General features: G+C 40.2%; 12 protein-coding genes and 1 tRNA gene. 8 read left to right on the forward strand and 5 right to left on the reverse strand.

Annotation, left to right across the window (positions count from 1 at the left end):
- The first annotated feature begins 336 nt into the window (after positions 1-336).
- From CXF93_RS03100 to CXF93_RS03110, 3 genes are all read left to right on the forward strand, one after another.
- Positions 337-1,167 (forward strand): SDR family NAD(P)-dependent oxidoreductase, encoded by an 831-nt coding sequence (locus CXF93_RS03100; RefSeq protein ID WP_101060943.1) that lies wholly within the window; start codon positions 337-339, stop codon positions 1,165-1,167.
- Positions 1,168-1,243: 76 nt separating this feature from the next.
- On the forward strand, positions 1,244-2,470 hold the full coding sequence (locus CXF93_RS03105; protein ID WP_101060945.1) for an OmpP1/FadL family transporter: 1,227 nt from the start codon (positions 1,244-1,246) through the stop codon (positions 2,468-2,470).
- Between the two features lie 52 nt (positions 2,471-2,522).
- On the forward strand, positions 2,523-2,927 hold the full coding sequence (locus CXF93_RS03110; protein ID WP_101060947.1) for a hypothetical protein: 405 nt from the start codon (positions 2,523-2,525) through the stop codon (positions 2,925-2,927).
- Positions 2,928-3,357: 430 nt separating this feature from the next.
- Here CXF93_RS03110 and CXF93_RS03115 read toward each other — a convergent pair whose 3' ends face one another.
- A complete protein-coding gene (locus CXF93_RS03115; RefSeq protein WP_101060949.1) occupies positions 3,358-4,734 on the reverse strand; it encodes a primase-helicase family protein in 1,377 nt (458 codons plus the stop codon).
- A 135-nt stretch (positions 4,735-4,869) separates the two neighbouring features.
- Positions 4,870-5,016: a helix-turn-helix domain-containing protein gene (locus CXF93_RS22460; RefSeq protein ID WP_369832188.1), complete on the reverse strand. Its 147-nt coding sequence runs from the start codon at positions 5,014-5,016 to the stop codon at positions 4,870-4,872.
- Positions 5,017-5,617: 601 nt separating this feature from the next.
- Here CXF93_RS22460 and CXF93_RS03120 point away from each other — a divergent pair.
- Positions 5,618-6,151, forward strand: coding sequence for a recombinase family protein (locus CXF93_RS03120; RefSeq protein WP_101060951.1), 534 nt, complete (start codon positions 5,618-5,620; stop codon positions 6,149-6,151).
- Positions 6,152-6,153: 2 nt separating this feature from the next.
- Here the strand turns inward: CXF93_RS03120 and CXF93_RS03125 are convergent, their stop codons facing one another.
- The 3 genes from CXF93_RS03125 to CXF93_RS03135 all read right to left on the reverse strand — a co-directional run bounded on the left by CXF93_RS03125 (position 6,154) and on the right by CXF93_RS03135 (position 9,029).
- Positions 6,154-7,020 (reverse strand): hypothetical protein, encoded by an 867-nt coding sequence (locus CXF93_RS03125; protein ID WP_101060953.1) that lies wholly within the window; start codon positions 7,018-7,020, stop codon positions 6,154-6,156.
- A gap of 113 nt (positions 7,021-7,133) precedes the next feature.
- Positions 7,134-8,792 carry a site-specific integrase gene (locus CXF93_RS03130; protein WP_157824411.1) on the reverse strand — a complete coding sequence of 553 codons (1,659 nt, stop codon included), beginning with the start codon at positions 8,790-8,792 and terminating at the stop codon, positions 7,134-7,136.
- Between the two features lie 149 nt (positions 8,793-8,941).
- Positions 8,942-9,029 (reverse strand) — tRNA-Ser (locus tag CXF93_RS03135).
- Positions 9,030-9,444: 415 nt separating this feature from the next.
- Here CXF93_RS03135 and traF point away from each other — a divergent pair.
- From traF to CXF93_RS03155, 4 genes are all read left to right on the forward strand, one after another.
- Positions 9,445-10,536 carry a conjugal transfer protein TraF gene (gene traF / locus CXF93_RS03140; RefSeq protein WP_101060957.1) on the forward strand — a complete coding sequence of 364 codons (1,092 nt, stop codon included), beginning with the start codon at positions 9,445-9,447 and terminating at the stop codon, positions 10,534-10,536.
- A gap of 173 nt (positions 10,537-10,709) precedes the next feature.
- Positions 10,710-11,531, forward strand: coding sequence for a crotonase/enoyl-CoA hydratase family protein (locus tag CXF93_RS03145; RefSeq protein ID WP_101060959.1), 822 nt, complete (start codon positions 10,710-10,712; stop codon positions 11,529-11,531).
- Between the two features lie 17 nt (positions 11,532-11,548).
- Positions 11,549-14,002 carry a bifunctional acetate--CoA ligase family protein/GNAT family N-acetyltransferase gene (locus CXF93_RS03150; protein WP_101060961.1) on the forward strand — a complete coding sequence of 818 codons (2,454 nt, stop codon included), beginning with the start codon at positions 11,549-11,551 and terminating at the stop codon, positions 14,000-14,002.
- Positions 13,995-14,921, forward strand: coding sequence for a LysR family transcriptional regulator (locus tag CXF93_RS03155; protein WP_101060963.1), 927 nt, complete (start codon positions 13,995-13,997; stop codon positions 14,919-14,921). The genes CXF93_RS03150 and CXF93_RS03155 overlap by 8 nt, the downstream gene beginning before the upstream one ends.
- Positions 14,922-14,979 lie beyond the last annotated feature (58 nt).

A 14,979-nucleotide genomic window follows, 5' to 3' on the forward strand; every position in this document is an offset into this window, starting at 1 on the left:
ACCTACACATTACAATTTAAAAATATAGCTTATCAGCACGCATAAAATAAGCACTGATAACTTAACACTAAGTAATACTTTGACCGTCATACTCAAGTCTATACGTTTACCTAGTTAGGATGGACAAATTTAGCTGGATTATACAGATTTCAGGGCTGGGTGGTATAGCGAAAATTATATTTCACTTACCCTGATATGACAGTGTTAATGACTTTCTGGTTCTAGTTCATTGCAGTAGAGTAAATTTATAAATCCGTAAAATTACCGTATTTCCAGTTCTCGTCAATCCTTATAATTTCTCAACACATAGATTTAATCTAATTTGAGAAACGGGCTATGAAAAAAAATATACTTATCATTGGTGCCTCTTCAGGTATTGGTTACGATTTAGCTATTCAACTTCTGAACGGCAATCATCATGTTTATTGTGGCGCTCGTCGACTGCATAAATTAAACCATCTTGCCGCCCTTGGTGCGAAAGTGCATCAAGTCGATGTATGCTCAGAAAAAGATCTTGCCCACATCGTCGATGTAATGGCTAAAGAAGTCGGGCATATTGATATTGTTTATGCCAACGCCGGATTTGCCATTGCCGGGCCAGTAGAAGAAACCAGTATCGATAAAGTGCATCAACAGTTTGATACCAATGTCTATGGTGCTGCAAGATTAGCGCGCGCTGTATTACCACACATGCGAGAGCAAGGCGCTGGTCGCATTGTGTTTACCACCTCGATTGCCAGTCGTGTTTCTACCAGTATGAATGCTTGGTACTCAGCGAGTAAACACGCACTTAATGGCATGGTTAAAGGCTTAGCGCAGGAAGTAGAAGGCTTTAATATTCAAGTTGTCACGGTTGAACCTGGCTGTGTGCAAACAGAATTTGATGCTATTCAATTAGCAGATATGAAAAAAACCAATCAATTAGCCTGTTATAAAGAGGTGGTGCATAAATCCCATGATTTTTTAGACAATGCTTATCAGTCTGGTTCGGACACCACCTCAACGGTTAATACCTTGATAAAAGCAGGCTTTAGCAAATCACCTAACCTCAGTTATCAAAGCACACTTGATGCGAAATTAATGTTTTGGGCGCAGCGTATTTTTGGCGAAAAATTAATTGGTAAACTGTTTGTTTTCTTGATTAAAAAAACCAAAGTGAATCCGTAATATTACTGATTTTTTCACGATGCTTTCTATCTATCATGTTCGTAGATTTTAATGACCAATATTGATGGATATTCTGATGAAAAAAACACTATTAGCATTATTGATTTGCTCGACATACGCCAATGCCAGTGGACTGCTGTTACAAGAAGCTGTTGTTGCTAACGCAGGTACAACAGGTGCCGGTGATGGTGTATATACCGAAACCGCGACAGCATCTTGGACTAACCCGGCGACGATGACGCACATGGGGGAACAGAAAACCACGGTTAATATGATGGTGCTAGATCTGCAGATGGATTATACCGATATTGATACAAATTCAGGTGCTGAAGGTGCTAGATATACAGGTGATGGTGATGCAGAAACTGTGATGCCTTCGATTGGTATATTTCATGTAATGCAAGTGAGTGAGGATATCCATTTAGGTGTTAACTTTGGTGCGGTTGGTGGCTCGTCCGTTGATTACGGCACTAATTGGGATGCTGGTAATCATTTAGATACAGCGGTAATGAAGGCTGTGCAGCTAAACCCAACGATGAGTTATAAAATTGATCATAACTGGTCGGTTGGGATTGGGGCGCAAATCAACTACGGCATTATCGAAGTGAGTACGGCGGGTTTTGATACTGAAGCCGGTACTGACTGGGCATTTGGCTACAATGCGGGCGCCATGTATAAAGCTGAAAAATGGGCTGTTGGTTTAAGTTACCGTTCAAAAATAGAATTTGAGTTTGATGATATTAATGCGGATGTAATCGCTCCAAATCTTGGTTCAGGTCCTGCCAATCCAAGTATATTGCCACTCCCATCATCTTTTACCGTCGGCACTGAGTTACTTGCCCCCGCAATCATCGATTTAAGTGGGAGTTATGATGTTAATGGGCAACTAACGTTACTTTCTTCAGTGCAGTTCCATCAATGGAGTGACTTTAGCGGTACGCCTGTTTACAACGATACTCTAGAGAGCTATGACGTAGATCTTGAGATTGATCGTGACTGGGATGATGTATGGAAATTTGCAGTCGGGGCAGACTACCAATTAAATGCTGAATGGGCATTAAAGGCAGGCTTTTCTTATGAAACATCACCGCAAGATGATCCAGCTAAACAGTGGGTTGATCTACCTGTCGGTGAACAGTACCGCTACTCTATTGGTGCTACCACGTATTGGGATGATACCCGCATTGATATGTTCTATGAATATGCTGATTTAGGTTCAGTTGATATTGATAGAAGTAAAGCAAACGTGAGCGGTACATTTGACGGTAAGATCCACTTTATCGGAGTCAATGTAACATTCTAAATGCTTCGCCATGTAGCACTATTATGTAAGTAATCTCATATAGGAATAGACTATGTTTTTTACACGCCATTTAAAGCCGTTTCTTGTTATCGGCGGTTTAATAACTATGTTCGCGGGTATCTATGCGATCAATCCTGAATTAGCGTTGCGTGAAATGAATAACCTGCCATATGACGCTAACTATGTGTTCTTATTTAGACATTGGGGCATCATGGTCGGTTTAATGGGGTTTTTTATCACCCTGTCTGCATTTATTGTAGAGTGGCGTGGTTTGATAATACTTTATTCGTTTATTGAAAAATTATTCATGGTGTATTTATTTATGTCGAATTTTTTCAATCCAGAAACGGCGCATTTGAACGTAGACTTCATTCCTTTTGCGATCACGGATGTGACTATTTGTGTTTATACGATAGGTTATTGGTATGAGCAATATCGTCATAAACAGAAACTGTAATTGATGATGAAATAGGTGGGGAATACAGATGTGAGTTGGTGTCTTTTTTATTTGGGACACTTACTCACGAATTTCAGGCACAAAAAAAGATGCATAAGCATCTCTAAGTAGTTTAATGGCGGTGACGGAGAGATTCGAACTCTCGATTCAACTATTATCTACTTTAGATGTTGTAAAACAAAGGCTTATGGATTTTCTTCTATTTGCTTTGTACCACTTCTTTGTACCAGCTGAGTAAGTGTTATTCTGATGTATTTGTACTCGATAGTCAATGTCGACATAGCTATCGACATACCATACCCAATGGTTTGGACTAGGGTGTTTATTTCAAAGCTGTCAAATCCCGTTTAAATACAATGCAATATCTTCCATGGCAATATTTCGACAGGGGTGACAGGGCTATAGTGAGTTATTTTCTTATATAGCCGGCTTAACAGGTATATTCAGAAGCTAGCTCACTTATCGCATCTTCTGTACTTACCCTCGGATCAACTCGATGACCAGCTTCAGCCATTAGTTTATCATAAGCAGCCCTACCTTTTAGCCCATTGAGAAAGTACCCCGATACTTTCTTTCCGTTAGCACCTTGTGGACGGCTTTTATGGTATCCAGCAGCCTCAAGTTTGTACTTGAAGTTATCAGTCATAGATAGCTGGTGGAATAAGAATTCATCCTCAAAACGATTCGTTTGAACACAATTATTCCAGCTATCTTCAGTAATGCATTGCTTGCCTGATGTCAGGTACTGCTGAATTATGGCGTCCACTGGATCAAGGCACATGTTGAGATAATCACGCTTTGCTTCAGTTAGTGGGCAGACATGTGGACTCCATTCCGAAATATCGTATTCATCTAGAAAAGCGAATACAAGTTCCCAGTGTACGTTGAACCAGTCGATAAATTCAGCCACGAACTTTTGAGTTTCAGCTTTATTTTCTTCGTGAGTAACGTACTGCATCACGTATATTCGTCTATCTTCTTGTTCGATGTTAAATGCTCTACCTTCAGTGTTGTCAGCAAACATGAAACGACTGAATATCTCTTGTTTGTAAGGACGGATATGCTTAGGGTTAACGAGTAATTCTTTGGTTGTGAGCAAGCTTTTCAGTTCCAAATAAACATTCATACCTTTAGCTTTACTTTCATCTACGAAAACAAGCAAGTTACTAGCTGCACTTTCACTGTGTGAACCTCGTATTTCTTTAAGACTGGTTGTCACAGTTTGCTTGCAGAGTAACTTGTCGATAACCACTTCGACGAGTACGTTCTTACCTATACCATGTTCAGTTCTGAATAACGGGTGAACGCTTGGTCGTTCACTTGGCTTTTGCAGCATGTGAGCGATCCAGCAAAGTAACCATTCGAGATCGTCACTATTTGATACAAGGCGATTGCAGAACTCAAGAAAGGGTCTTAACGCTCTCTTTCGTGATTTTGGATCACTAGGTAGCAGTGTGCTATCTGTATCCCAGTAGCCGTGTTCTTCTTCAAAATCGAGCTCATGTGATTTGAATGTATTGATGAAGGTGCAATTGTTCTTTACCACAAACTCAGGTAGCTCAGGAGCAAAGCGTTTACCTGATACAATTGGTATACGCTTCTCTAACGGGGTTAGAGCCGTTTTTTTGTCAATGCCAACTTTGCTTGCTCGAATTAGCATATTGCCGATGCTGCTTGTTACATCTGTGAAGCGATTCCATAGATGCGGTTGAGGTTTATCATCTTCATACCAGCACCAGCCGTTAAGAATTAATTCATCAGTCCATTGTTCTACTGTTTGTGATTCGGGTTGAGTCCATTCGTTCATGTGTTGCCTTTCCTTGTTGGATAGTATTTTGTTCTAGTATTAGATTGATATAGCTTGCCAGTGCCATACCTGCATTGTTTGCGTTATCAAGCAGTTGTTCGTACGTTGCTTTTTTAAGTTTTAGGTACATAACATCTACTTAACCCCCTCTTGCCTTAGCACCTTACCTACAGTATTTCGGTGGCATCCAACTTGTTCAGCGATCGCTGTGTGGGCTAGGTTCTCATCTCGAAGCTCGATTATTTTTTTTCGTTTAGTTCTAGTTATGCGGTTTGTCAGCATGAATCCTCCGTGTTTCTGTTGATGACACTTATATTTTAATCGTTTTGAACAGGTGTGAACGCTAAAGACCGTTTGCGCACACTTAATTCAATATCTGATCATCATTTCGTTATAAGTAAGGTAACGATAACTAACGGTGGAGTAGGCTGACTTAATAGGTAAACCACCAGCGTTTGGTAGTGACTTGGGGTTTAAAAATGATGAATTAACACGTGATAGAACTAATTGCGTCATCGTGCTTATAAGCCTATCTGAGGCGTTATTAACACAAGCCTTATTAAGGGTTATTTAGTTCGGAATAATGGCTTGTAGGCTCTTATAGAGACCTAAATGTGAGCTGCAGGTATATCAGATACCGTACATATCAGCATGCAAGTTTAGACCTCAACACACTAAAAAAGTTCAATTCACACTTACTTTAGACAAGGGTTAACCTAATGAAATTTAACAAACTGTATATCGATATTCTGAAATCAGTTGCTATTACAATACTGATTAAACTACTTGAGTATTTACGACCTAATAATGATTTCTCATATCAGTAACTAACCATACTCTGTGCGCAGTGGCGTACAGGGTTATCAAATTCAAGGAACAAATAATGGCAGTAGTCGGGTATGCAAGGGTAAGTACGGCAGGACAGAGCTTAGACGTTCAATTACAAGCGTTAGCAGGTTGTGATGTGGTGTTTCAGGAGAAAGATAGCGGTGCAAAGACTGAGCGTGAAGAGTTAAAGCGGATGTTGGAATATGTACGTGAGAATGATGTGGTCAAGGTAACTAAGTTATGTCGCCTTGCTCGTAATACAAAGCATCTATTGGAAATAGTAGAGTTGCTAGACGAGAAGAAGGTGTCATTACAGGTATTGAATCTAGGTATTGATACAGCTAGTCCAACAGGTCGCCTTATGGTTACGCTAATCGGAGCTATAGCTACGTTTGAACGGCAGCTGTTACTTGAGCGACAGGCGGAAGGTATCAGGTTGGCTAAACAGAAGGGGAAGTACAAAGGGCGCAAACCCACAGCCAGAGCTAAACAGGTACAGGTTTCTGAGCTTCTGGCTGGTGGAATGAGTAAATCACAAGTCGCGAAAGAACTTGGTATAAGCCTTTCAAGTATCTATCGAGTAATATAAAATTAGCTTTTTATACTGTAATTATGACACATATACTCTAGTAAATATTTAGGAAAATTCAATTGATAAGTGTCAGCATTGATAATTATTGACGGTACCCAGTTAGGGCATTTATATTGCTGAATAGCTATATTTTCAAAGGCTTTTTCAGCAATTTTTCTCATCTCTTTATCTTTCGGGTGCATGTTTACACCGTTATGCTCAAAGCGACTTTTATTTAAGTTCTGAGTAGGAAAAATATCACCAATATAAATATAGTGAGCATTATTTGCTTTACATGTTCTTTCAATTACTTGGTCTACATGAGATTTGCCCCAGTAAGTAGATAAACAAAAAACTTCGAGTTGTGGGTGAGATAAAAAAACATTATTAAATAGGCCTAGTAATGATTTTTCTAGCTCTTTTGTTTTATCAATTGCATCTGGTACATTATCACCCAATTGAATGATAATAGTTTTTGTCTGAGGACCAACTTCTTTGTTTAGTTCCTTGCTAAATCGTTGGAGTGGTGCTGAATTAATCTCTAAAGGGTATAAATTTCTTACATAAGCGTTATCACTAGGGATGTTTAGTAGCTTTAGTAATTGATGAGAATAGTCATTACTTCTAGCTGATGCTGCCATCCCGTAATCACCAAACCATTCTACTTTATTGGACGGATCATGATGGGTTAAACTATTTCCTAGTATCAAAATATCAGAATTTTCATTAACAGTTTCTGGTGCTGCAAAACTCGGTAGGGATTTTCTTCCTAAAGAATCTACGTAGCCAGCTTTATCTTGGTTCGCATAGGTATGCGGAATCAAGCTAAAAAAAATAAGTAGAGTTAGAATAGGTTTCATAGGTTTCATAGGTTTCATAGGTTTCATTATCAATACATTATACCCTTGTGACAAACTAAAAAACCACCGTAAAGTCTTTCTTTAGGGTGGTTTTATCTATTCTGACACTATTTTTTCATTGGGTAGATCCTAATGACACATTACATGCACTTAGGCATACCTTGGATAATACTATTCATCATTGATAGTGGGTATCGACCATACTGACTTGCAACATCAGTCTGTGAGTGACCAGTAATTGCCTTTTGCACATCGTATCGCACATCGCGTTCACGACATGACGTAATAAAGGCATGGCGTAAACCATGAAGCGGTTGTAGTCCTGCTCGGTTGATACCGAGTTCTTCTCGAACAAATTTCGCAAACCACTTGCCAACACCTCGATGATACTTTTTGATGCTACCTGCTGTTAACTTGGGAAATAGTCGACCGTCAGATGGTAATGAGCTGATGTAGTCAATAAGACCAAGATCAAGTAAGTGCTGGTGGATAGGTACTTTTCTTGCGATACCAGTTTTGATTGATTGATCATGTCTTTCATCATGAAGCCGAAAGTGTTGTATGCCATGGTTTAAATCAATGTCTGCAACGTATAGTTGTGCAATTTCTTCTGCTCTTGCGCCTGTATAGTGAAGAATCAACGGTAACCAGTAATGAGCTTTACCATAGTCTGAACGTGCTGGTTTATAGTTATCTTGAAATAACTTGGATGCAAAAATAGTCGCTATTTCTTCAGGCGAATAACCTTTTTCATCATTGGATTGTTTTGATTTTTTAATATCAGATACAGTACCGATGACTGGATTACTTTGAACTTTGCCTTGTTGAATAGCATAAGTAAAAACTGCGGATATAGTATTTATCTGCTTTCTAGTGCTTGATTGTGAAGTCGTGTTTAAATTTAGCTCACTAACTTTAGCAATTTGTTCGGTCAACGATAACTTGGCAATATCAGCCTTCGGTCTAGTTGGTAGTTGCTCCAGTACATTTCTGAACTGTGCTATGTCCGCCTTAGTTAACAGAGCGAAGGCTTTGTTTGGGTACATTTTGATAAACTTATTAGCAGCACTAGAATAGTCACGAAGTCTAATGTCAGCTTTATCTGGTTCTCTGCGGGTAATTGCTGTTTTGAATTCGTTCCACACATCGCTAAATGTCTCACCTGAGTGATTTACTTCTTTAGTCGATGCGTAATGTAAGGTCGCGCCTTGATGAATTAAGTCAATATCACTCGTTTTCTTCTTTAGTGCGCTTGATGTCATCTTTATATAAGCGAATGCAAAATCATTTAGCAGTTTTCGGTATTGAAGGCTGCTAGGGTTTGCGACTATTTGATACTTGTCTAGCTGGTTGTTAAAGAAGCTTCTAAGTATTGAGTCTAATTGTGCGTATTTTGATTCTAACCGTGGACTGGTTGGCTTAAGTCGGTCAATATCTTCGAGTAGACTTGTAATAGGAATACAATTGCCTTCAATTAAGCCGCCACATTCAAAAATGTATGGATTAATTGCATCCGATTGCGAACTAAATGATGTAGCAACATCTTTACGCCATGCGAAAATGATATTTTTAATAACAGCATCAGTTAGTTTTGATTCGGTTTCTAGTGAGCGTCTTGCTTGCTCTAGTATCGTTTCGAACTCAGCAAGTACGATAGGATGCTTTAATTTAGCTTCACTTTCGCTTTTAGTGCCTAAAGATCGCTTTAACTCTGACTTACCGATAGTATCTCGCAGATTTGCGGGAACACCGATACGAGTTTGGTAAGTGCCGTTTCTATTTGTAGTTGGACGAGTCATCGCTAACACCATTTTGTACCACCTCTTTGTACCACTTCCAGAAAGTAGCAGGCACAAAAAAGAGTCGGTTATGTAATATAAGTGCTTATATTAGCGTAACTTATTGGTATAAAGCGAGAATATCATAAGAATTGTTTTAACGAAGAGAATGGCGGTGACGGAGAGATTCGAACTCTCGAAAAGTTTCCCTTTACACGCTTTCCAGGCGAGCTCCTTCAGCCACTCGGACACGTCACCAAATTTTGTTTTGTACTGTTCATCTAGGTAATAAGGTGCATTCAATAACAACCTTATATAAGAACTCTCGAAAGGTTACCCTTTACACGCTTTCCAGGCGTGCTCCTTCAGCCACTCGGACACGTCACCTAATCAGAATGTTATATAAATATAACGATTCGTACTTTAGATAATCACTCTGTAAAGGTCAATGAAAAACTAAGATTTACAGTTTGACTGCTGCATTACTGAACATACATACCGTATTACATATTTTCCTACCATGACTAATTGGCACATAAATAGCATGTTTAATTGTATATTTTAGGCGGCAATACGAATTGCCTAAAGTTGTCAGCAGAGCTGACGATATAAATATTATAATTTGTGCGATTAAAGATATCGCGATTCAAATATCATAAGGATCCATGAGCCGATGAAAACTCAACGCCGCCAAGCATTATTATTGCCTCTATCTCTGGGATTTGCGCTCACAAGTTGCTCGCTGTCTGCGACTGAGTTTGACGCGCGCTCATATGCAATGGGTGGTGTTGGTGTCACGACGGCAGATTATGTCACCGCTTCGTTTCATAACCCGGCAATGGCTGCTAAGCATGATGTACGTGATGATTTTGGTTTGCTCGCGCCTGTACTTGGTGTTCAGATTGATGACGAAAATGATTTATTTGATGATCTACCGTCTGATCCGTTAGAACTTATTGGTGATAAATCTTATTACGAAGCTGGCTTTGGCCTCGTTGCATCAGTACCTACGCGCTATTATTCCACCAATGTATTTATCAAGGGATATGCCGATTCATTTGCATTTGCAGATGTAGTTTCCGGCGATATCAATTCTAAAGTAAGCGTATACGCCATCTCTGTTTTAGAATTAGGAATGACTTTTGCGCGTAAGTTTGATACTCGTTACGGTGGCATGCATTTTGGTTTTTCACCGAAATATAACGTTATTTCCACTTATAATTATTCTGAAGTCGTTAATGATTTTGATCCTGACAAGTACAAAGATGGTGCTAGCAGTGATGAAAAAGGTTTTAACCTTGATTTAGGTATGGAGATGGGATTGTTATATGGTTTAAGTGTCGGCGCGGCAGTAAAAAACTTAATACCACAAGAAGTTGATTTAAAACCAATGAATGGCTCTAGTGCTAGTTATAATCTCAATCCTGTCGTGACTACCGGAATTAGTTGGAGCGGTAATTATGCCATGCTAGCGATGGATATTGACTTAAATGCCACACAACGTTATGAAGATATGAATACATTATCTGGTGTGGGAAATAGTTTTGACGACACTCAAATGTTGAAAATTGGTGGTGAAATAGGTTCAGAGTCAGCGATACAGTTTCGTGCCGGTTATATGTACGATTTACAAGGCAATAAAAGCCAAGCCTTTACCGCCGGTGTAGGTTTATCACCGTTTAATGTTTTCCAACTTGACCTTGGTGCAAGCTATGGTGGTTCAAATAAATTTGGTCTTGCAGCACAAACCATGGTGTGGTTTTAAGTAAAACTTATAGTAGCCTCTATAGTTGAACCTAAGTATGGTATTTCAATCAAATTCGGGTAATTACTCTAAGAGTATGAAAGCTTGAGATAAGTCATGAATTAAATGCGTGCTTTACTCTACTATCTTGTAATACGATTTATTATTGAATCTAATACAAGGAGTGTTAAGAGATGCCAGCAAATCAAACTGCAATACAAGGGCCACGCGTTACTGTTGATATTAACGATGATGTCGCCATTGTTACCCTTAATCGAGGCAGTAAATATAATGCGTTAGACATGGATATGTTTCATGCATTAGATAATACCGCATCAGCACTCGCTGATAACAAAGCCATCCGAGCAGTGATCGTACGTGGCGATGGTAAGGTGTTCTGCGCTGGCCTTGATGTCAAAAGCATTATCAAAAATCCCCTCAATCCCGGCAAATTATTGAAACGCGAAGAAGGCGAACTGGCTAATCTGGCGCAAAAAGTCGGCTATCTGTGGCGCCAAATTCCGGTACCTGTCATTGCTGTCACCCACGGTGTGTGTTTTGGTGGCGGGCTGCAAATTGCACTCGGGGCTGATTTTCGTTACAGCACCGCAGATTGTGAATTCTCGGTGATGGAAATTAAATGGGGCTTGATCCCTGATATGAGTGGCATGGTGACCATGCGTGAACTTACCCGTATTGATATTGCCAAAGAATTGACCATGACAGGGCGTAAATTTAGCGGTGTCGAAGCTGAAAAATACGGTTTAGTCACCCATGTTTGTGACGATCCGATGGCGGCGGCTATGACCTTTGTCGATAGTTTGAAAACCCGTTCTCCCGATGCCATTGTCGCGGCCAAATCATTACTGAATGAAACCTGGGTGGCATCAGAACAAGCAGCTTTAGTGCTGGAAACCCAAACTCAGAAAAAAGTCATGGGCAAGTGGAATCAAATTGCGGCTGTGACTCGTAATTTCATTAAAAAATCATTACCCTATAGAAAACGTAGTATTTAAAAGGCGGTCTTATAACTATGTCCCAACTGAATATAAAAGCATTATTAGAACCTTCATCAATAGCCGTTATTGGCGCTAAAAATAGCACTGAGAGTATTGGTTATTGGGTAGTTAAAAATTTAATAGCCAGTCAGTATGATGGTCCGATTATGCCGGTATCATTAAAGGCTAATAATGTCTGTGGGATTTTAGCGTATGAGAAACCAAGTGACTTACCGATAGCACCGGATCTTGGCGCTATTTGTACCCCGATCCGTTTTGTTCCCAAGATCGTTAAAGAACTGGGTGAGATTGGCTGTAAAGCCGTTATTTTATTTAGTGACGAACCTTATGAAGGTAATGCTGATACTTGGGAAAAAATTGGCTTGATTGCGGCAAAATATAATATTCGCGTATTAGGCCCAAGTAGCTTAGGTGTATTAAATCCACGGTTAAAATTAAATGTCAGTGTCGCTCACGTGGCACCGCCTGCCGGTGATGTTGCGGTTATTTCCCAGTCTGCGGCGTTTGCTACCTCGATGATTGACTGGGCTGAAACCCGTGGTGTCGGCTTCTCTTGTTTCATTTCCATTGGTACCCGCATTGACGTTAATTTTGCCGATTTAATCGATTACTTAAGTCGTGACCGTTTTACTAAATCGATTGCCTTGTATGTTGATAATATTATCGATACTCGCCGTTTTATGTCGGCAGCTAGAGCCGCGGCATTTAAAAAACCCATTGTGGTGGTACGTTCAAGTTCCAACATAGGTGGGACCACCGAGTTATTGCAAAATCGACGTAATAAGGTCTCTTATAACACCGCGTATACCGCCGCATTCCAACGTTCTGGTATGTTGCGTGTTAATGATACCTTCGAGTTATTATCGGCAATCAAAACCATTGCTACGGTCAAGCGATCTGTGCGTGGCGATAAAATGTTGATCATTTCTAATGGCGGTTCACCCGCTTATATGGCCGTTGATGTACTGCTAAAATCTGGCTGTAAACTGGCAGAATTAAGTTATGAAACAGAACAAAAATTATTAAAAGCACTGCCGGGTAAAATCACCAGTATGAATCCGATTAACATCCTTGGTGGTGTTGATGCTGAGGCTTTCAGCAAAGTGATTGAAATTGTATTGGAAGATGCACAATACGATGCGCTGCTTATTATTCATGCCCCGCAAGTGACTGAAGCATGCCATGTGACGGCTGAAAAGTTAATCCCGCAATTAGTTAAAAATAACAAAAAAGGGCCGATTATATTCACCTCTTGGATGGGCGAAACCAGTGGTCGCATTGCCCGTCAAACCTTGATTAAAGCAGGGATCCCGTCATACGGTACCCCTGAAGTGGCGGTGAATGCCTTCAATTATATTGTTAAGTTTAGACGCCACCAAAAGCTCCTTATTCAAACACCTGAAACCTTAGCCGATTTAAATCCAAATTCGATGACTGCAGCGAAGGTGATGATTGATAACGCGATGCGCAAAGGCGTCAAAGAAGTGAATGAAAAAGGCATTAATTTGTTGCTTAGCGCTTATGGCATTACCTCTGATACGGCGTTATCACGAGATGAGGTCAATAAATTCCGTATCGAAGTGATTGATGATGCGGCATTTGGGCCGATTATCTGCCTCGGCGAAGCGGGTGGTGATTGGGACATAGATCAAGATGCTGAAGTTGCTTTACCGCCATTGAATATGGCGCTATCGCGCTATCTTGTTGTCGGGGCTATTAAGCAGGGCATTATCCGTGAGCGTAGTTTATCGGTACGCTTAAATATGGACGGCTTGTGTGAAATATTAACCCGTATTTCGCAGATGATTATTGATTTCCCGATGATAAAATCGATCTTGCTGGAGCCATTAGAGTTAGGTCGCACGGCGTATAACATCAAGATCGAAAACGTTAAAATTGGCTTACGTGGTCGCCGTTCACAGCAAAAACTGGCGATATTACCTTACCCGAAAGAGCTGGAAAGTATCTACACCATGAAAAATGGTAAAGGGGTACTACTCAGACCTATTCGTCATGAAGATGAGCCTGAGCATCAAGTATTTGATTCCTCATTAACTGCAGATGATCGTTATTTACGTTACTTTGGCGCTCGTTCTAAATTCAGTCACTTTGAAATGGCGATGTTAACGCAAATTGATTATGAACGGGAAATGGCGTTTATTGCCAGTGCTAAAAATCCGATGGGTCAAGCTGAAACCTTAGGCGTGGTACGGGCTATTTTTGATTGGGATACTGGTGAAGCAGAATTTGCTATTTCAGTTCGCTCAGATTTGAAAGGCCAAGGCTTAGGTAAAGCACTGATGTTGAAAATTATTGATTTTTGCCGTCAATCAGGCTTAAAAACCATGGTTGGCTTCACCATGCCAACTAACTCAGGCATGATTAAGTTAGCAAAATATTGTGGCTTTAAAGTGGTAATGGATTACCGAGAAGGCAACGCAGATTTGAAATTAAAGCTAAATGATTAATTTACAACGAATCAATCTCAACTTATTACTCAGTTTGCAGTACTTGTTGCAAGAGCAGCAAGTGACGGCGGCTGCACAGCGCCAATTTATTACCCAGTCGGCAATGAGTAAAAACCTGGCTAAATTACGCGAAATATTTGCTGATCCTTTACTGATCAAAATCGATAATAAAAGTCAGTTAACTGAAAAGGCTAAGCAGTTAAAACCACTATTAGCGCAGATCTTAAATAACATTGATGGCTTATTGATAACGGGCGGCTTTGACCCTTTGCAATCACAACGTCAATTTACCATAGCCTCAACCGATTATGTGACGGATTATATTCTGCCTATGGCATTGGCGCATTTGTACCAACATGCACCGAATATTAAACTTAATCTGACCTATTGGGATACGTTTACACTTGCGGCGATGGAGCGGGGTGAGATTGATTTAGGGGCAACGATTATCCGCCCTGAACATAAACACCTTTCTTATTTACCGCTAGAGCAAGACAGTTATGTTTGTATTATGCGTCAAGGCCATCCGTTAGAGCAGGTGGCACTGACCTTGTCTAATTACACTCAGTATCCGCACGGTATTATTACCTCGGGTGCAGACAAATCCAGTGATATTGATGTGGCGCTGTCGGCACAAGGGGTATTTAGAGACGTGGCATTACGTATCCCATCTTACTCTTCGGCCTTTAGTATTATTGCCAAAACCGACCATTTATTAACCATTCCTAACTCGATTGCCGATAAACTCATCATCGGCGAGCAATTCAGTCGAAAAAAATTACCAATTAAATTACCTGTTTTACAGGCGGCAATCATCTGGCATCCGCGTTTTGACCATGATTTGGCGCATAAGTGGCTGCGTGATGAACTACATGCTCAATTAAGTAGCAATATTCCAAATGGGACTACAGAGGAGTAAAAGAAGTCATTTTATTCATTTCAATATGCGTTCTATTATTACTGCAACGCAATGGAAT

Source organism: Moritella sp. Urea-trap-13, assembly GCF_002836355.1.
Classification (GTDB): Bacteria; Pseudomonadota; Gammaproteobacteria; order Enterobacterales; family Moritellaceae; genus Moritella.